This is a genomic window from Rhodococcus sp. USK10 (assembly GCF_019378875.1).
Taxonomy (GTDB): Bacteria; Actinomycetota; Actinomycetes; order Mycobacteriales; family Mycobacteriaceae; genus Rhodococcus_F; species Rhodococcus_F pseudokoreensis.
Window position 1 is genome coordinate 528,411 of sequence record NZ_CP076047.1, and the last position, 18,488, is coordinate 546,898.

At 63.8% G+C, this 18,488-nt stretch carries 11 protein-coding genes, 6 pseudogenes and 1 other annotated feature; of the genes and pseudogenes, 3 read left to right on the forward strand and 14 right to left on the reverse strand.

Translation table 11 applies throughout. The features are described from left to right. Positions 1-5 precede the first annotated feature (5 nt). Complete coding sequence (locus I1A62_RS03005) at positions 6-1,706, forward strand: polysaccharide biosynthesis tyrosine autokinase (protein WP_219455055.1); 1,701 nt, start codon at positions 6-8, stop codon at positions 1,704-1,706. 426 nt (positions 1,707-2,132) lie between these two features. Here the strand turns inward: I1A62_RS03005 and I1A62_RS03010 are convergent. The 13 genes and pseudogenes from I1A62_RS03010 to I1A62_RS03070 all read right to left on the reverse strand — a co-directional run bounded on the left by I1A62_RS03010 (position 2,133) and on the right by I1A62_RS03070 (position 15,669). Next, a pseudogene (locus tag I1A62_RS03010) lies at positions 2,133-3,184 on the reverse strand (IS30 family transposase). Positions 3,185-3,345: 161 nt separating this feature from the next. Continuing rightward, positions 3,346-4,263, reverse strand: a complete 918-nt coding sequence (locus tag I1A62_RS03015; RefSeq protein WP_219454002.1) for a recombinase family protein — start codon at positions 4,261-4,263, stop codon at positions 3,346-3,348. A gap of 697 nt (positions 4,264-4,960) precedes the next feature. Further along, positions 4,961-5,404 (reverse strand): helicase associated domain-containing protein, encoded by a 444-nt coding sequence (locus I1A62_RS03020; protein ID WP_257890515.1) that lies wholly within the window; start codon positions 5,402-5,404, stop codon positions 4,961-4,963. A 966-nt stretch (positions 5,405-6,370) separates the two neighbouring features. Then, the gene (locus I1A62_RS03025) at positions 6,371-6,514 is read right to left on the reverse strand and encodes a hypothetical protein (RefSeq protein WP_219454006.1); all 144 of its coding nucleotides are present in this window, start codon (positions 6,512-6,514) and stop codon (positions 6,371-6,373) included. A 997-nt stretch (positions 6,515-7,511) separates the two neighbouring features. Then, complete coding sequence (locus I1A62_RS45770; protein ID WP_257890391.1) at positions 7,512-7,652, reverse strand: hypothetical protein; 141 nt, start codon at positions 7,650-7,652, stop codon at positions 7,512-7,514. A gap of 220 nt (positions 7,653-7,872) precedes the next feature. After that, complete coding sequence (locus tag I1A62_RS45775) at positions 7,873-8,595, reverse strand: winged helix-turn-helix domain-containing protein (protein WP_257890392.1); 723 nt, start codon at positions 8,593-8,595, stop codon at positions 7,873-7,875. 134 nt (positions 8,596-8,729) lie between these two features. After that, positions 8,730-9,023, reverse strand: coding sequence for a hypothetical protein (locus tag I1A62_RS03040; protein ID WP_219454007.1), 294 nt, complete (start codon positions 9,021-9,023; stop codon positions 8,730-8,732). Next, the gene (locus I1A62_RS03045) at positions 9,020-10,744 is read right to left on the reverse strand and encodes an FAD-dependent oxidoreductase (RefSeq protein WP_219454009.1); all 1,725 of its coding nucleotides are present in this window, start codon (positions 10,742-10,744) and stop codon (positions 9,020-9,022) included. Before I1A62_RS03045 ends, I1A62_RS03040 begins: the two co-directional genes overlap by 4 nt. Then, the gene (locus I1A62_RS03050; protein ID WP_219454011.1) at positions 10,732-11,262 is read right to left on the reverse strand and encodes a molybdopterin dinucleotide binding domain-containing protein; all 531 of its coding nucleotides are present in this window, start codon (positions 11,260-11,262) and stop codon (positions 10,732-10,734) included. Before I1A62_RS03050 ends, I1A62_RS03045 begins: the two co-directional genes overlap by 13 nt. A gap of 241 nt (positions 11,263-11,503) precedes the next feature. Continuing rightward, positions 11,504-12,019, reverse strand: a pseudogene (locus I1A62_RS03055) (IS30 family transposase); the annotation flags it as partial. Positions 12,020-12,134: 115 nt separating this feature from the next. Continuing rightward, positions 12,135-13,590: pseudogene (ltrA, locus tag I1A62_RS03060) on the reverse strand (group II intron reverse transcriptase/maturase). Between the two features lie 607 nt (positions 13,591-14,197). Further along, positions 14,198-14,884, reverse strand: a pseudogene (locus I1A62_RS03065) (transposase); the annotation flags it as partial. Positions 14,885-14,958: 74 nt separating this feature from the next. Next, the gene (locus I1A62_RS03070) at positions 14,959-15,669 is read right to left on the reverse strand and encodes a hypothetical protein (RefSeq protein ID WP_219454013.1); all 711 of its coding nucleotides are present in this window, start codon (positions 15,667-15,669) and stop codon (positions 14,959-14,961) included. Between the two features lie 83 nt (positions 15,670-15,752). Here I1A62_RS03070 and I1A62_RS03075 point away from each other — a divergent pair. Then, positions 15,753-16,705: pseudogene (locus tag I1A62_RS03075) on the forward strand (IS3 family transposase); the annotation flags it as partial. Then, positions 16,034-16,165, forward strand: a sequence feature (AL1L pseudoknot). (Overlaps the previous pseudogene by 132 nt.) A gap of 7 nt (positions 16,706-16,712) precedes the next feature. On the opposite strand, the gene I1A62_RS03080 reads toward I1A62_RS03075, so the two are convergent. Beyond that, positions 16,713-18,107, reverse strand: a complete 1,395-nt coding sequence (locus I1A62_RS03080) for an IS30 family transposase (protein ID WP_219454015.1) — start codon at positions 18,105-18,107, stop codon at positions 16,713-16,715. A 47-nt stretch (positions 18,108-18,154) separates the two neighbouring features. Here I1A62_RS03080 and I1A62_RS03085 point away from each other — a divergent pair. Then, positions 18,155-18,463: pseudogene (locus I1A62_RS03085) on the forward strand (integrase core domain-containing protein); the annotation flags it as partial. Between the last annotated feature and the right edge of the window lie 25 nt (positions 18,464-18,488).

The window sequence follows — 18,488 nt, forward strand, 5'->3', positions numbered from 1 at the left end:
CGATAATGGAAATTCAGGACTACCTGCGAATTCTGCAGTCACGATGGAAGATCATCGCGATCACCACCGTGGTCGCTATTCTCGGCGCGCTGGGAGCATCACTGCTCACCACGCCGATATACGAGGCGTCGACCCGCATGTTCGTCTCCACCTCGTCCGGGGCATCAGTCAACGAGATATACCAGGGAAACCTGTTCTCGCAGCAGCGAGTGACGTCCTACACCAAGCTGCTCACCGGTGAAAATCTCGCGCAGCGAACCATCGACAAGCTCGGCCTCGACATGACGGCGCCCGCACTCGCCTCACAGGTGAAGGCCAGCTCCGCGCCGGACACCGTGCTGATCGACGTCAAGGTGCAGGATCCGTCGCCGGAACGCGCCCGCGACATCGCCAACGCCCTGTCCGACGAGTTCGTCGTCATGGCACGAGAATTGGAAACGCCCGAGCGTGGCGGCGCCCCCGCCGCCCGGGTCGTCGTCGAGCAGCAGGCACAGACGCCGACGGTGGCGGTCTCCCCGAAGACCATGCGCAACCTGGCGCTGGGTGCAGCGGTGGGATTGCTCCTCGGCATTGCGCTGGCAGTCCTGCGTGATCGCCTCGACAACACGGTCAAGGACCGGCGCACCGTCGAGGAACTCGCCGGGTCGGCACTGATCGGCACTATCCCGTTCGACAAGGACCGGCAGACGCAGCAGGCCATCAACTTCGCCGAGGGCCACTCGTCGAGCGCCGAGTCCTACCGCGAGCTGCGGACCAACCTGCAGTTCCTCGAGGTCGACAACCCGCCGCGTGTCATCGTCGTCACCAGTTCGCTGCCCACCGAGGGTAAGACGACCACCGCCATCAACATCGCGCTCGTGCTGGCGGAGGGCGGCCAGAACGTGTGCCTGGTCGAGGGCGACCTCCGTAAGCCGCGGGTGTCGAAGTACCTCGGTGTCGTCGGTTCCGTCGGTCTCAGCAGCGTCCTCGCCGGCAAGGCCAGTCTCGAGGCCGTGCTTCAGCCGACGCAGTACTCGGGTCTGACGGTGTTGGCGTCCGGACCGATCCCGCCGAACCCGAGTGAGCTCCTCGGAACGGAGACGGCCCGCCAGGTGCTGGCCGATCTGCGGGGGCGTTTCGACTACGTGATCGTCGACGCGTCACCGCTGCTGCCGGTCACCGACGCGACCGTGCTGACCGCGATGTCCGATGGCGCGCTGGTCATCGCGCGGCACGCCGAAACCAAGCGGGATCAGCTGTCGCGGGCGGTGGGCAACCTGCACAGCGTGGGGGCAACCATCCTCGGAACGATCATCACGATGACGCCGAGCCGCGGACGGGGCGTCTACGAGTACAAGTACTACTACGAGACCGACAAGTCTCTGCCGCAGATGCAGCCGGCCGCCCCCGCGCAGCCTGCCGTGCAGCAGCAGCCCCCTCAGCACCAGGCACCTCAGCAGCCGCAGCCGGCCCCGTACGTTCGCGACGAGTACCCGTCGCAGCAGTACGGTCCGAGCGGGGGAGATCTGCAGGAAGTGCCCGCCTATCAGGGCGCCCCGGCCTACCAGGGCGACCAGGGTCAGCAGTGGAACGGAGCGCCCGGCCATTACGGCAACGAGCAGCAGGCGGGCGCACCAGTGCCTCCCGCACCAAAACGCACCCGCCGCTACCGCGACGATCAGGAAGCCTGGTCCGAGGCGGACGCTCCGCGCGACCACACCCAGTAGATCGGCGATCTCGGACCACCTGAGGGCACTGCAGGTCTGCTCGTTCCTCTCGGTTGGGTCCGCGATTTCCTCAGGACCGTCCGAGGCCGGTGCCTCGGAAGGCACGGCGGCGAGGTCTGCGACGGTGCAGGCGCCAGAGGAGTCTGCACCGTCGCGTCGCCTCCTGCGCGGAGGCACTAACTGAGCAACCCACAACGGGGCCCCGTGCAAATGTGCATTACCTCCGCGCCCTGATCGCCCGGGGTTGGCTGCCGGTGTGGATCATCCACGCCGGGTATCGCCGATCGCCACCCGGCGGGGTTGGTGACGGTGGAAGCCGCTCTCCGACAGGCGGATCTCGCTGAGCATTGTTGGTAATCATCGGATCCCAACTGGGCGGGAAAATTCGATGCCTGGGACCGATTAAGGAAGGGCGGATTCTGGCGGTCATCGCAACAGCAGTCGTTCCATCTCTTCGATGGGTGTGCGAAATTCTAGCCGTTTCCGGGGGCGCTCATTGAGTTGCCGTGAGACCCACTCCAGGTCTGCTTTCGAGTGCACACTCAGGTCCGAACCTTTGGGGAAGTACTGACGGAGAATGCCGTTCGTATTCTCGTTGGTCCCGCGCTGCCAGGGTGCGTGTGGATCACAGAAGTAGATGTCGATCCCGGTGGCCGCGCTGACGCTCTTCCAGTCCCGCATCTCCGAACCCTGGTCCCACGTCAGGGTCCGGCGCAGGCTCGTGGGCAGCGTCTCGAGCTGTTCGGTCAACGCGGGCGCGGTCTGCTCGGGCTTGTATCCGTCGGGCAGATGAACGAACATGACGGTGCCGGTCGAACGTTCGACGAGTGTGCCGATCGCGCTCAGATTCCGTTTGCCGACAATGAGATCACCCTCCCAATATCCCGGTACTGCACGGTCTTTCACGTCTTTGGGGCGGTCCGCGATGTTGGCCATATCGGGGATCCGATTCTTGCGCTGGCCGGCCTTCCGACTGGGTCGGCGCAGCCCACGTCCGGTCCGCAACGATCGAGTGAGGGTGTGTTCGAGTCCGCCGCGGGAGGGTTGGTAGAGCGATTGGTAGATGGTCTCGGTGCTCACCCGCATCTGTGGATCGTCGGGGAAATCGAGTCGGAGGCGGCCCGCGATCTGCTCGGGTGAGTGGCGCTCGGTCAGGGATTTCTCGACCGTCTCGCGCAGCGACGGATTGATGGCGAGCTTGGACGGCTTGGGCCGCGAGGCCCGATGGTAGGCGGCTGCGTGAGCCGATCTGGCTCGGTACCGCCCGGACGGCTCACAATTGCGGGCGATCTCGCGTGAGATCGTCGACGGACTCCGGTTCAAGGCTTTCGCGATCTCACGAAGCGTGTGACCTGCGGCGATGCCGATGGCGATCTCTTCCCGCTCCGCGAACGTCAAACACCGGCCCTTGAGGTTGCGGCCACGCCGGGGACGCACCCCACCACAGGCAGCAAGCCACCGAGCACCCTGTTTGCGATACGAGCCGGCCGCCTCGGCCGCGCCCGTGATGAACTCACCCGCCGCCATCCCCGACCAGAACGTCTGAAAGATCTCCGGAACCATCCGATGAGAATATTTCGCCATGTGCAACACCCTTTGATCAGTGGTGTTGCGATCACGGCACGAACCCAAGGAAGCTTTAACGCTTCCAATCGATCCGGACAAACTCCGGATCGAAAGCCTTTCGACCGCGGGGCGACGGAAGTATGGTCACCGTCATCAGCAGTGCGATTACCGTGCCGCGCCGATCCGCGCTCATCTTCTCCCAGCGTGCGCGAAGATCGTCGGCACCGACCTTCTCCCAGCGTGCCCGAAGATCGTCGGCACCGATCGACTTGGCCAGCCGGTCCCACTGCGACTGGACAGTGCGAGCGGTGTCGACCCGAGCGAGGTCGTACCTGATCTGTGCAGGATGCGCTGTCACTCGGTCCCCGTCGACCTCACGAGTCGCGAAAACCTGCGCCAACGCTTCGAGCCGCCTCTGCAGCCCTTCCTGCTTGCCCTGGAGGGCTGGGACATCGACCCCGTCGTCGAACTTGTCGAGGACAAAGTGGGCGTCCTCCGCGGTGAGTCGATCGACCACCAGCGTGTCGATGTAAGCATCGAGAGTGTCCTGCCGCCTCCACAGATGGGCTGATTCCTTGCAGACATAGAAGTTCGTGTCCCGGCTCGTCGTGACGTGTGTTGTGCTCCCACATTTCCCGCAGAGGTAGACACCCGAACCCTGCCAGCGCCGATCCCGCGCCACCGTACGCCGACCATCGAGGATTTCGACTACCGCCCGGTGCGTGTGCTCATCGATAATGGCGGGCCACTGGCCGGCACCGACAATCTGACCCTTATATGTGGATAGCGCGGCATACGTCGGGTTCCGCAGCACGGCAACCACCTTTTTGCTGGTGAACGGATTCCCCTCGCGGGTCGTAAGCCCGCCCGTGTTCCACCTGCGTGAGATTTCCCCGGTAGACACACCGGACAACAACGATCGCGCACCCTCCCGTATCGCCGCTGCCTCCGACTCCACGACCGCCTCACCGTGTGCGGTGTACCCGAACATCGGTATTCGGGTGCGCCACTCCCCGTCCAATGCAGCCTGCTCACTCGCCCCGGTCATCCGCTCCTGCGCGCTTTCAATCTCATGCCCGTCTTGACGTCGTTCAGTATTCGTCGGGTGTCCTTCACAGCGGTCGAGTCGTTGCGGACGCAGACCCGAGTGACTCCGTAGCCCAGTGACGCTGCCGACTGGCGGCAGCCGGTCTTCTGGTGCGGCACGCCGAGCCCCTCGCTCGGATGAACCGCCGACATCCGCGCGCACGGATCGCCCTTTGTACACAGCTCACCGCACCAACCCCTGCTTTCACGGCGATTATACGGTTCAGTCCGACGGCGTGACCGTCGCCCTCCTTTATGTCGATGTCGCGCACCACGGCATGACTTGTGTCATGTCAGCAGTCCCGTCACGCCGGTAGCTCCATGTCGTGGCGGAACCCAGGCGGAGGAAATCGGACGACAGAAGACGACAGAAGAGGCTGCAGTCGGCCTCGACTCTGGCCGGACGATCACGGAGGGTCTTACGATCTATGTGCCGGGATTTGCGACACGGGGCCTGTTGTTCCCGCGCTGCCCGATGGAAACGTGCACCTCATCGTCATGTTTCTCGACTCAATGGCCGACGCGTCGGCCTGCCGCCTGCTTGGAGTTCGGGTGGTGGCGACGACTGTCATCGGCATCGGACCCCGGCGCCGCGCGAGAAGCTATGCCGCCGTGCGGGGACCCCGCGGACGGGACGCCGGTGACACACCTAGCAATGCTAGCGGTGCACGCTCTTCGTCCGGCAGGTTGTGCGCCCGCCACTTCTTCACAGCCCGATACAGCCACTGCCCCAACTGCTCGCCGTCATCGGTGACGTAGTTGGCGGGTACCAGAGTGTCACCGTGCTCTTCGCGGTATGCGGCGATCGCCGTCAACATGCGCCGACGCTTCGAATCCGTCCTCGCGACCGCCGGGAGGGGCTGCCCGTTCTCGTTCCACACGAAACCAATCGCATCGAGTTCGCTGATCCGGCTGGCCGGCAGTGTTCCGAGCATCCGGGCGACACGCTGACGGGTCTGCCACCGCCCGAGACGGTATCCGTTGTCGGTGACGTAGTCGTCCGGGACCGGAGAGTGCGGGTACGTACGACGGAACGCTGCGTACATCCGCAGTGGCGACAGTGATGCCCGGGCTTGCGCTGGTCGCACCGAAATCGATCCTTTCCCGTCAAATACGAGGGTCCAGTAGTCCACTCGTCGTTCATTCAAGTATCGCAGTTCGTAGTCGGGAGTCTTCGATCCCCGCCTCGGAGTCATGTCGCACTCCGAAGAATTTGGACGGGATGGAGCGATGAGCCGAGGCAGACGCAGTCGGGTTGAGAAGCAACTTACGAAGGCGCCGTGACAGGCTCGCTATCCGCCATTCGAAGGATGTCGGCAAGGTCAGTGACGAGAGGTTCGGACCACCGACACCCTGGTCAACCGAATTTCTCGATCGCTATTGCCTCGTCGTCAAACAGCCTTCGCTCAGCGTGCCCACCAAAGGCGAATTCCTGCCATCGGTGAGGCCGCCGACCGGGCCGCCATGATGCCCACCGGCCGGCGGTTCCACACCCCACCGAGGGCGACTCGGAAGGGGAGTCTCTGCATAACCCACCGCAATTCAACCTATCGAACACTTTCCAACGCAAACACGAAATCGACTGCGCGTTAATATGTCCCGACTAAACACCACGACTGAAACGATCGATGCCGGACGAAAAGAGCTGCCAGCGAATGACTCAGAGTGTAGACGTTCCTGGTCAGGTTGAACAAAGTCTCAGCACGAGGCGGCGGAAGCCCGCCATCCGTCGGCACGGACGGCGGGTCCCCAATCGACGGTCCCGAGTCGGGTCAGTCAGACCGCCGAAGCATGGAAGACCCCGGCAGCCATGGGGGGTTTGGCTGCCGGGGTCGGTGCACCAGCCCGCGCCGAAATGGGCAGCGAGTAGGTGCGCGGCAAATTCTATGGTGCATGGCAGGTTGTTCTAGATATTGTGACGCAGTAAACACAAGGGAATTTCGGCTGGCTGAGGCATGCCGTGGCAGCGGTTCACGGCCAGGCGTCTGCCTCTCTTGGCCGCCGAAGATCGTTCACGCAAACGACAGAAGCCCAGCCCAGAATCTCTCGTTCATGTGCCATTCGTCTGATCGTCTGGCGTAGACGGCGACGAGGGTGCCGAGGCCGGCGATGGCGACGGGCGCGATCCAGGGCAGTGCTTCGTGAGTGCGGATCATGGGTCCCCTTGGCGTTCAGCACGTATGGTCCGTGGCGTTCGTCGATCCGGAAACCCGCCCGCCCCTACTGGGACGTGAGGGCTGGCGGGCCCTGCCTCCCGGTACCAGGAAGAATCCTCCACCCGTCATCGACGGAGACACCCCGAGCTGGAGAGGCGCAGCAACTACATCATATGGTACGGACGTACCACAAGAGGCTGTGCAAAATTGCTGGCCGCGATTGCGTCACGCTCGTCTGGATCCCCTATCAACAGAATGACGAAACCCCGCCCAACGTCGGGGGAAGGCGGGGGTTCCGGCGCCGGTGATCAGGGGTGGGCTCCTGCTCGGCGCGAGCTGATCGTAAGCGAACAAACTGTCGTCCCGCCAGTTAAAGCCTGTGTATATCGCGTAAATGACACAGGGTGTGAACCGGTTCCGGTCGCCTTGCTCGCTATGCCCGCCACACGTCCGAAATCGATGAGAACGCCGCGGGTTCGGGCAGAGAAAAACCCTGCCGACGGCACTGGAGGTGTCGGCAGGGTCGGCGCCGCCCAGGGTTGGGTAGCGCAAGAAACAATAAACCGAGCCCGGTTGACGCGCCACCGATGTCAAACCATTGCGTTCCACCGAATGTCGCAGTGTCATTTCTCAGCGCCCGACGGACCACGGCACCCGCTTGACCAGAAAACGCCTTCCGCGCTTCCTCGGCGTCGCCAGTGGCGGGCGCGCGGCCAATCGCCGGTCCTGTCCTCGAGATTCAGGTTCGCACCCCGGACGGCCAACTGAGCCGAATCGGCCCGGCCGTCGAGCGAGATCGCTCACCCGGTAACCGGGATCCCGCCCGGGCACCACTGTGAGCAATCCGTGGCAAAGCCTCACTCGCCGTGAGCGTTTCCGGCAACAACAGTGTCCGTCGGGCTCTCGCCGGAGTGCGGCGAATGGCGACGAATATCGGTGCGCAGCACTTCTGGCAAGTGGGATATTAAAGATGTTCCGGTAATTGAGTGAGAACAAATCATAAGGAAAGTCCGGTGTGGTCGAGGAAGCTGTGACACAGGTCGTAGCTCGAGCCGATCCGAGTCAGCCCGGACTCGGTCGCCACACGGACCTCGTCGAGGGTATCGGGGCACAGGTTGGCCAGTTCGGTGGATTTCATGTTGCCCCAGACCTGTTCGATGGGATTGAGCTCGGGCGCACAGGCAGGGATGCGTTCGACGTTGAGCCAGTCGCGTTGCGTTGCCCGGCCACGCGGTCATCGCGCGGGACCGGTGGGCCATGAGCCCGTCCCAGATCAGGATGAGCTTCTCGCCGGCGAAGTGGTTGCGTAGTTCGGTGAGGAACTCGATGAGCTTGTCGGTGTTGTAGGCGCCGTCCGGTCATGGAGAACACGAATACGCTGCGACTGCGGTCGTGTCGATAGGCCAGGACTCCGGCCATGGACATGCGTTTGAAAGGAGAATCGGTGATGCAGCACAGGTGTGAGGCCTTTGGGCGCCCAGGTTGCTCGGACCACTGGGAGCAGCGACACACCGCTTTCGTCCTGGAAGCAGATCCATGCACCTTGGCGCCGCGCTATTTTTTATCCGCGGCCACTCGTTCTTGCGCCAGGCGACGATGGCGTCCTCGTCGCGTTCGAGTGCCCGCCGTGCGGGACATTGCCGGCTCCAGCCCAGCCTGGTCCGCAGGATCGTCCAGGTCTGGGTGGGTCCGTAGGTCACGCCGGTGAGCCGCTCGATCACGATCGCGACCCGGCCCAGGGTCCACACTCCGGTCGCGAAGCCGTGAGCCTGGGGTCCTTTGAGCAGTTCCTCTCGGATCACGGCGATCTGGGCGTCATCGAGCCGGGGCCGGCGTCCAGCGCGACCGGCACCTTCCAATGCCTCGTTTCCTCCTTCGATCCACTGTCGATGCCAGCGTGAGGCGGTCTGCTGGGAGACCTCCAACTCGACCGCGACATCGATCTGACGTCGTCCTGCGGCAAACATCTCCGCGGCCTGCATCCGCCGGTCACGCACCGCGTCGAGATCACGGTGACCGCCGCGCTGCTTGACTTTTCGGGCTTCGGACTCCTCGCCGGAACCGGTTTCCTTCCCTGCCATTCATCAATGATCAAGCAGCACGGTGCGAATCACGCGCAACGACACACCCTATTACCGAAACATCTTTAGAAGTCCCCTGCGCTCATTGCGAAACTCCCAGGTAGCTGTGCAGTCGACTTCTGAAACTGACAGGGCTACGCGAGTGTTCCGCGCAACTTTGCTCCGTGTTCGGACGTTGCAATCACATCCCAGCACTCGCTACGGATGAGCTCATGCAATTGCGGCGAAATCTGCAGCATGTCACTGTCGTAGAAGTCGAGGAGGTGCCCCAAGCGCAATAGGTACTGCAGCGTCGTCATCCCGAAGGTGGGAAGGACTTCCTCGTCGGGAGGGCCGCCGAACGGTTGCCACCGAGCTGCGAACGCGGCAAGATCACGGCCCAGCCGTAGGGACGTATCACCTGCCGGCGGACGGCGGATCTCGTTCATAGATACTGATTTCCGTAGGAGGAGGTGGGGGATGCCGCTTCTACCATGCCGTTGACATCCACGATTTTGACCCTGGGGCGTCCCGCGGGCTTCCCCATTGTCTGTTCGAGCTTGTCGATTCTCTGCCAGCCTTCGTAGTCGATCGCTTCGGGACTTCGTTTCCGCACGAGATCGAGCAGCGATCGGCTATCGGCTGCTGGCGGTGTGAGACGTCCGTTGGCGTGGTCGTCGAGGAGGCATGTGACCGTCTCGATCGAGCACTGCTTGTTCGTTCCGATTACCCCAGAGGGGCCTCGTTTGATCCATCCGGTCACGTACACACCCGGCCGATCTTCCCCTGTTCCGGGCTCGACAACCTGTCCGTTGCGGTTCGGGATGATTCCGCGCTCGATGTCGAAGGGAAGGCCGGGAACCGGGCGGCCGCGGTAGCCGACCGATCGGACCACCAGTCCGCATTCGAGCACGTCGGTGATCTTCGTCGACCGGATGCCGGAATGACCGTTATCGTCGACGACCATCTCGTTGCGCCGTAGCCGAATGCCTTGAACGCGATCGTCACCGAGGATCTCCGCTGGGGAGGATTGATACCGCAGCACTATTCGCCGCATCGCACCGCTTGCGGGCTGTAGAGCGAGCTCGTCCGCAATTTGCGCTTTCGGGGTTGTCGGTGAGAGAGCTCTCTGAGCGATCTCATTCTGCGGATGCTTCACTTCCATCGCGCTGGGCCAATCGACGGCTAGCTCAACCTCGGTTGTCAAACTGGCCAGCCCGAGCAGCTCGGGTGTCGTGTATGCGGCGTGCGCCGGGTCACGGCGGCCGACCACGACGACTTCTCGGATGCCGCTGCGGGCCAGCGCGGACAAGGCGTGGTCGGCGATATCCGTTCGTGCCAACTCCTTGACATCGCGTGTGAGGATCCGTGCGATATCAAGCGCCACATTCCCGTTGCCCAGTATCACGGCCCGCTCGGCGGACAGGTCGAAGACGTGGTCGGCGTGATCGGGATGGCCGTTGTACCACCCGACCAGGTCGGTTCCCGACACGCTGCCCGGTAGGTCTTCCCCGGGAATGCCCAGTCGCTTGTCGGTGGGGGCACCTACCGCATAGATCACCGCATGATGGTGGGCACGGAGTTCGTCGTGGGTGAGGTGCCTGCCGATCTCGACTCCGAGGTGGAAGAACACCCCCGGGCGATCTGCCATTCGCTCGAACGTTCGCGTCGCAGACTTGGTGTGCTGATGGTCCGGCGCAACCCCATAGCGCACCAGCCCCCAGGGCGTGGGCAGCCGGTCGAAGATGTGGACCTCGACGTCGAGCCCCGGTGTGGTGGTCAGCTCGTCGGCCGCGTAGCAGGCGCTCGGCCCGGACCCCACGATCGCTACCCGCAGCGGTCCGACTGATCGTCCGTTGTGGTCGGGCCGTGTGCGCACGACTCGGTCGTGCTCGTACTGAGTGTGTGCCGAGTCGCTGAAGAAGTGGGCGTTGAGTTCCGCGTACCGGGCGGTCGCGGGGGTGAGGGCAAAGTCCGCGACGATCGCATCGACGGGGCAGACGTCGACGTCCGTGCATGCCCCGCAGTCGATGCAGGTAGCGGGGTCAATGTGGAGCATTTCTGCGCGGGCATATCCGGGTTCGTCCGGGGTGGGGTGGATGCAGTTGACCGGGCACACGCTCACACAGGTCGCATCGTTGCAGCACTGTTGGGTGATCACGTGCGGCATTGAGGGTCGATCCTTTCGATCGAGACGGGGATGTTGGTCATCCTCGGCTGCCCGGTGAACCGGTCGAACTTCTCGGAGATGGACACCAGGCGGCTGGGGCTGCTCCCGACCGTTCGTACTTCTTCGTCGTGATCGGTGGGTCCGTAACCGAACGCCATCGAAACCATTCCGGTTCGTAGCGCTGGATCTTCCATTGCGACAGCGGTGATGGACGACAGATCCGAGCTGATACGGACGAGTGTGCCGTCAGACAGACCCAACTCGGTCATATCGTCGGGGTGCAGGTACGCCGGATTGTAGGGGACACCGCGGTGGGTCCGGGTGACATTGCAGGACGAGTTGTAGACGTGCAGGTGCCGCCGGCACAGGAGTCGGTATGGCCGGTCCGACCGGGGAACCTCAACGACGCCGGCATGTCCTGCCAACTGTGTCAGCATCAAGCCGTTGCCTATGTCGAGGCGGTCGAGCACGTCGGGGTCGCCTGGTTGTACCTCAAGGAGGCGGGTCGTCCGGATCATCCCGTCAGGATGAGATTTCACCTCCGACAGGGGGATTGCGGAATCTTCTGACAGGAGGGCGATGAGTTCGTCGGTTGTCAGGACGCCTTCGATCAGGCGACGTGGCGTAGACGGGCATCCGAAGGGTGATACCTCGACCGGATACCCGAGTCGTTTCATGAGCCCGTAGAAGAATCGCCACTCTTCGATCAGATCGGAGCCTTCGGGGCGTTCCACAATGGCCGGCGAATACTGGGCGGATTCAATCGGTCGTCGCAACACCTGGCTGTTGCAGTGAGCGTAACTGCTCGGCGAAGACCTCGGCCGGGGTTCGCCAGTCGTGGATCTTGCGGGGCCGGTTGTTGATCGCCAGGGTGACGGCTTCGAGGTCCTCGGCGGACCACCTGGACAGATCGGTGCCCTTCGGGAAGTACTGGCGCAGCAAGCCGTTCGTGTTCTCGTTCGTCGGTCGTTGCCAGGGCGAGTGCGGGTCGGCGAAGAACACTTTCGTGCCGGTATCGAGGGCGAACTGGGCATGACCGGAGAGTTCCTTCCCGCGGTCCCAGGTGAGGGTCTTGCGGAGCTGCTCGGGGAGGGTGGTCATCGATGTCGTCAGCGCGGCGTTCATCGCGACGGCGCCGTAGCCGCCGAGGGAAGGACCGTTCTTCACGGGTGGCTTCTCGCCCCAGCCCTCCAGCCGAGGCAGGTGCACGAGAATCGTCGATCGGCTGCAGCGCTCGACGAGCGTGCCGATTGCGGACCGGCCGGTTCCGATGATGTAGGGGTCGGACCGGGGCGCGGTGCCGGGATTGCTCCCGGTCCGTTTCCCCGGCCCGCCCTCCGCACCGGACGTGCGACTCTCATCGCATCCGGCGCTCCACGGACTGCCACTGTCAAGCAGGGACCAAAGTCTCTGCTCTGCTGGTCCACGGTGTGGGGATGTTGCTCGCCCGCCACCGATACCGAGTAATCGGGACGGTGGTGGTGTCGAACATGATGATCCCGTTCTCTTGCGGACGATTGCCGGGCCTGCCGGTCAGGAACCGCCGGTAGAGATCCGCCCACGTGATCCGTTTGTGCCGTTCGAGCAGCCATCGGGTGACCCGATGCCAGGCGAAGGCATCGAGGTAGCCGAACGTTGCTTTCGACACACCGTGACGGAAATACGCACACCATCCTCGGAGCACCGGATTGAGGCGTCCGAGCAGATCAGCAAGACCATGATGACGTGCCCTCTTCGTGAGGGCCCGCACCTTCGCCATGATCGAAAGCAATGCTTTCTTCGACGGATAGGTGTAGACGCTCATCTTGTTCGTGCCCTTCCTGCGGCGCCGCTGGATGCGGAACCCGAGAAAGTCGAACCCCTCGTCCAGATGACATACCCGGGACTTTTCGGCGGACAACCGCAGCCCCAGAGGGGCTATCACGCCCGCGACTTCGTCCCACAATGCGTCCGCATGCGCTTTGGTTCCGGCCACCATAATCACGAAATCGTCCGCGTAACGGACGATCCGATAGGTGGCCCCGCCACGCTTGCGGTGTGCATCGCGCCGCTGGGATGTCAGATGGGCATCCCATTTCGCACAGAAATGTGCGTCCAACACCGTCAGAGCGATGTTGGCAAGCAGCGGCGAAAGTATGCCGCCCTGGGGCGTGCCGGCCTCGGATTCCCTGACCGTTCCGTCGCCGGACATGATGCCCGCCTTCAGAAACGCCTTGATCAAGGCCAGGACGCGTTTGTCGACGATCCGAGCACGTACCCGCTCCATGATCGCGGAGTGAGCCAGTTCGTCGAAACACGCCGCGATATCAGCCTCGAACACCCAGTGATAGTTCCGGGTCCCCAAAGCATGTATCTCGGCGATCGCGTCCTGAGCGCGACGCCTCGGGCGGAAACCGTAACTGACCGGCTTGAAATCCGCCTCGAAGATCGGCTCCAACACCAACAACAACGACGCTTGAACCATGCGATCCATCGCCGTGGGAATACCGAGCCGCCTGAGTTTGCTGCTCCCCGGCTTCGGAATCATTCTTTCCCGAACCGGAAGAGGAACAAAGGTCCGAGACTTCAATTGGTCTCGAACCTGCCCCAGGAATGCGACCGTCTCGGCGTCCCCGGTGATGGATACAGGTGCCAGACGGTCGACACCGGCCGAACGTGCGCCCTTGTTGCCCCGCACCCGCTCCCACGCGACGGTGAGAAAATCTTCGGTGGTGGACGAGGTTGAACACATCATCGAAGAGGCGGTCGGGATCGTCGACCGCCCAGTGGTGCAGCTTGCGTTGCATCTGTCGTACCCGCCATGCCGCCCGATCGGGATCGGGCCATGACAGCTCACCGGTATTCACCAGCGCCTCCGTTCGTGTCGTACTCGCTGCATCAAATTCCGCTGGGGCCCTTCGCCATGTGCGAGGCTTTCCCCGCTCGGACTACTACGGCCCCTCCGCCCCACCGCGTGGCCATCGTCAGACGACGCGTCAACCCGACCAGCCGACCCCTGGAAGAGGCCGATGCTCGGGAGCCTCGCGGTGGTTCCCACGTTCACTGCGAACCGCTCGAGGAGTGAGGTGCCCACCTATGCCCCGGCGATATCGCCACGGCTACGCCGCAGGCATTCACCGTGGCCTCCGGAGCCGACGACCTAAACCGACCCTGGAGTTCCCAACACCGTAATGAGGGTGTTGGTGCGCATCGCAGACCAGCCCGAATCCACCGGGTTAGAGCTGGCGGGAGACTTGAGAGGCGTTAGAACACTGGTTCCTCGCGTACACCTTCTCCTCATGCTTGCCGGACCCAGACCATCCGGTAGTGCTGGCCTGTCCCGTCGTTGTCGGGGCTGCTTGCCACCCTCACCGGCGTCTCCCGGATCAGGCTGCCCCAGCTTCGTTATGCCGCTGCGACAGCACAACGGCGCAGGTCTTTCACCTCCGCTCGGTCACACAGCGCCTCGTGGCGCACCAGGTCCCCCTCCCAGTGCCCCGGGACGGCGCGATTGGCGGCTTCGGCGGGGCGTTCGCTGATCACGACGTCCTCGGTGACATGCCCTTGCGGTTTGTTCTGCGACCGCGCTCGGGGGACCCGCAGCGCCCGCCCGGTGCGCAGGCACGCGACCAGCTCCCGTTTGAGCGCGCCACGGCCCTCGATGAACAACGATTGGTAGATCGCCTCATGGCTGATGCGCATGGACTCATCATCGGGGAAGTCGATCCTGAGCCGGTGCGAGATCTGTTCCGGGCTCCACACCGTCGCCCATGGCCTGTCCTGCCGATGCGGCTTGTTCAGCCCCTTCCACGCGGGCGTCTCAGGCCCACGGACGATCGTGCCGTCGGGTCGGCGGACGCTGCCGGAGAGCCGCTCCTGCACGTACTTTCGCAACCTGTCGTTGTCCACGAGCTTCGCCGTCTTCGGGCGCTTCGCGGCCTGTTGCGCTTTCCACTGCGCCACCAGTGCCCGGTAGACCGGCTTGCCGCCCCGGGTCGCTGCGTTGCGGCGCAGTTCGCGTGAGATCGTTCCCGGGTCACGTCCGATCCGACGAGCGATGTCGCGCACGCCGACATCCTGGGCGCGCAGCAGTGCGATCTCCTCACGCTCGGCGAACGACAGGTAGCGGCCTGTGGGCTCGTCCAGGCTGATCGGCGGCATGCCGCCAGCGTGGCGGAACCAACGGCACCCGACCGGCCACGACACGCCGACGGCCTCCGCGGCCTCGACCGTCGTCACTCCCGATGCGATCCGCCGCCAGAAGTCCCGCTGCACCGCACGAGAGGGCTCCGGCCGGCCCGGTGAACGCATCGGAGGTCGCAATGCCCTGTCCGCCGCCCACTGCCGCCTGGCACCCACCGGCGCCCGAGACATCTGCTTGTTGCCCCATCCCATCGCACACCTCCGTGATCGAGGTGTTGCATCGACCGGTTGAGCCCGCCCTGTGCGTAGGCTTGTCCGATTCCGTAGCCCGTTCCCCGAGCGGCGAGCGCGTCGAGGAACACGGTCGTCGACGGTGCCTCCAATGGCATCGTCGGTGCGATCACGTAGTCTGCCAAACGTGCCGAAGCGGAATACCACGGGTCGATCTGGACGAAGAGTTCCAGGGACTCGAGCGCCTCGATCGTCCGCCGCTGATCTGGGAACGCGACGGCGGGATTACCGCCCCAGCTGATCAGCGCACGCACCTGCCCCTCTCCCGGGGTGAGAATCTCTTCCGGCAGTGTTGCCGTCGGCATCCCCGCCTTGGTTTTACGCAAACCGCGGACACGCACCTCGCCTGGCAACGCCCAGTCCGCGTCCGGAGATTTGGCTTGGGCAACAGGAACGTAGGACGGGAGCAAAGTGGGTGAGGCTGCAACGGTCTCGCCCGCGCGCAGCCAGCGTCCGCACAAGGTCTCGAGAACCAGCACCAGGTACTCGACCAGTGTGCCCTCGCCAGCCATGTTCGGCCCGGTTCCCGCCATGGCGTAGCTGAACCGTCCTGGATCGAGTGGAGGCTGTTGATCTAACAAGGAGAATGTTGGTCATGCCTGCACCGAAGAAATACGACGCCGAGACCCAGGAACGGGCCGTCCGGATGTATCGGGACCGGCTCGACGAGCGCGGCGGCTCGAAGGTCGCCGCCCGCCGCCACGTCGGCGAGCTGCTCGGCATCGCGCCGGCGACGCTGCGGAACTGGATCGAGCGGGACGAAGCCGCCTCGCCCGGGGCTGCGTCTCCAGAACCGGACACGTCGGAGGAACTCGCCCGACTTCGCCGAGAAGTGTCCGAATTACGCAGGGCCAATGAGATATTGAAGACCGCGAGTGCGTTTTTCGCGGCGGCGGAGGTCGACCGCCGACTGCGATAATTGTCGACTACATCGACGCCTACCGTTCCACGTTCGGGGTCGACCCGATCTGTGCCGTGCTCACCGCGCACGGCGTCAGTATCGCCCCGTCCACCTATTACAAGGCCAAGCAGCGCGGACGCGTCTCGCACACCGAGTTGGCCGACGCGTACGCGGCGAACGCCGTGCACGCGGTGTTCGTGGCCAATAAGCGGGTCTACGGTGTCCGCAAGATGTGGCACGCGATGAAACGTGCTGGTCACGACATGGGCCGCGATCAGGTGGCCCGTCTGATGCGAATCTGCGGGATCGCCGGAGCTGTCCGCGGCAAACACCGCATGATCACCACGAAGCGCGATGATCGGGCACCGCGACACCCCGATCTGATCGAACGGAATTGGGACGCGCCGCAGCGTCCGGACCAGTGGTGGGTCGCGGACTTCACGTACGTGTGGACGCTGGCCGGATTCGTCTATACCGCGTTCTGTGTCGACGTCTTCTCCCGTCGGATCCTGGGCTGGCGGGTGATGACCACCAAGGCCACGCCGTTGGTCGCAGGCGTTCTCGAACAAGCACTGTTCACCCGGCGGAGAACCGACTTTCACTTCACCTCAACAGGTTTAGTGCATCACTCGGACGCGGGCAGCCAAGGCGGATTCAACCGGTCGTCGCAACACCGTGCCGTGAGGACGAGTGTACGTGTTCGGCAAACACTTCCGCTGGAGTTCTCCAACCGTGGACTTTTCGGGGGCGGTTGTTGAGCGCATCGGCGACCGCCTGAAGCTCACGGAACTTGTATCGGGACAGATCAGTTCCCTTCGGAAAATATTGTCGCAGCAGCCCATTGGTGTTCTCATTCGTTCCGCGCTGCCATGGACTGTACGGATCACAGAAGTAGACACGGATACCGGTTGAGGCGGTCAGTTCGGCATGACGCGCGAGTTCCTTTCCGCGATCCCACGTCACGGATCTGCGTAGATGCTCGGGCAGCGGTGACAGCGTCGCGGCCAGAGCATCACGAACGGACTCCGAGCCATATCCGGACAGCGCCGGCCCGTTCTTCACCATCGCCGCTGTTCCATAGCCTTTCAGTCGCGGCAGGTGTAGTAGTGTCGTGTATCTGCTGGTGCGCTCGACGAGCGTGCCGATCGCGGACCGGGTCAGACCGATGATGAGGTCGCCCTCCCAGTGCCCCGGGGTCTTCCGGCTCTCGACCTCGTCAGGACGGGCGCTGATGGTCACCTCCTCGGTGATGAATCCGGTGCGCTGTTTGCGCGCTCGCGCACGAGGCTTTCGTAGCGCCCGGCCGGTGCGCAAGCAGGCGACGAGCTCCCGCTCCAGGCCGCCGCGACCCTCGATGTAGAGCGATTGGTAGATCGCCTCAGGTGAAATGCGCATCGTGGGGTCATCCGGATAGTCGATCGGCAGGCGATTCGAGATCTGCTCCGGACTCCACGCCGTCGCCCACCGACGATCACCGCGCCGAGGCTTGTTGCGGCCAATCCAAGCCGCATCCGGACCGGACACCACGGTTCCATCGTCGGCACGAATCACACCGGACAGTTTGTCCTGCACATATTCTCGTAACCGATCGTGTTCGGCGAGCTTCGCCGGCTTCGGGCGCCTCGCGGCGAGATCGGCCTTCCACTGCGCGGTCGACGCGCGATACTCGAGCTTGCCATTGCGGGTGGCGGCGTTCCGCCGCAACTCTCGCGAGATCGTCGACGGTGACCGTCCGATCCGGTCAGCGATGTCGCGCATACTCATACCCTTGGCTCGCAGCAGCGCGATATCCTCACGCTCGGTGAACGACAGGTACCTCCCCGAGACCGGGGCCAACTCGATCGGTGGCATCCCACCAGCCTGGCGGAACCACCGTGTCCCCACCGGCCCCGACACGCCGCATGCGGTCGCTGCGTCGTCGCTCGTGAGACCCTCGGCGATCCGCGTCCAGAATGCCCGCTCTAGATCTCGGCGTATCGGAGGACGTCCCGGTGACCGCATCACCGCACGCCCCGTCAACGCTGCCGCCCACCCGGGTGGTCGTCCCATCCCACACCTCCGTTATCGAGGTGTTGCTTCCACCGGTTGAGCCTGGTCAATACACGTCTCTGGCCTTCACTGAGGCATTGGTCGAATCCGGGATCGCCGGATCCATCGGAAGTGTCGGGGACGCCCTCGACAACGCGCTGATGGAATCGACCATAGGGCTCTACAAGACCGAACTCATCGACCGGGAGTGGGCATGGACCGGACGGGCAGAGGTGGAGCGAGAGACAGCCGAGTGGGTCCGCTGGTTCAACGCGGACCGATTGCATTCGTCGATCGACTACTTCTCACCGATCGAGCATGAGACGCGCTACCGTAAACAGCGCCCCATCGCCGCCTCGATCCCCGAGGTGGCCTGAACGAGGTCTCTACTTCGTCCAGCAC

Coding starts and splice junctions, on each gene's coding strand:
- I1A62_RS03040 (WP_219454007.1), bottom strand. CDS start 9,023: ATGAACGAGATCCGCCGTCCGCCGGCAGGTGATACGTCCCTACGGCTG.
- I1A62_RS03070 (WP_219454013.1), bottom strand. CDS start 15,669: ATGGCTGGCGAGGGCACACTGGTCGAGTACCTGGTGCTGGTTCTCGAG.
- I1A62_RS03080 (WP_219454015.1), bottom strand. CDS start 18,107: ATGGGACGACCACCCGGGTGGGCGGCAGCGTTGACGGGGCGTGCGGTG.
- I1A62_RS03050 (WP_219454011.1), bottom strand. CDS start 11,262: ATGATCCGGACGACCCGCCTCCTTGAGGTACAACCAGGCGACCCCGAC.
- I1A62_RS03005 (WP_219455055.1), top strand. CDS start 6: ATGGAAATTCAGGACTACCTGCGAATTCTGCAGTCACGATGGAAGATC.
- I1A62_RS03015 (WP_219454002.1), bottom strand. CDS start 4,263: ATGTTCGGGTACACCGCACACGGTGAGGCGGTCGTGGAGTCGGAGGCA.
- I1A62_RS03025 (WP_219454006.1), bottom strand. CDS start 6,514: ATGATCCGCACTCACGAAGCACTGCCCTGGATCGCGCCCGTCGCCATC.
- I1A62_RS45770 (WP_257890391.1), bottom strand. CDS start 7,652: ATGAAATCCACCGAACTGGCCAACCTGTGCCCCGATACCCTCGACGAG.
- I1A62_RS03045 (WP_219454009.1), bottom strand. CDS start 10,744: ATGCCGCACGTGATCACCCAACAGTGCTGCAACGATGCGACCTGTGTG.
- I1A62_RS03020 (WP_257890515.1), bottom strand. CDS start 5,404: ATGTACGCAGCGTTCCGTCGTACGTACCCGCACTCTCCGGTCCCGGAC.
- I1A62_RS45775 (WP_257890392.1), bottom strand. CDS start 8,595: ATGGCAGGGAAGGAAACCGGTTCCGGCGAGGAGTCCGAAGCCCGAAAA.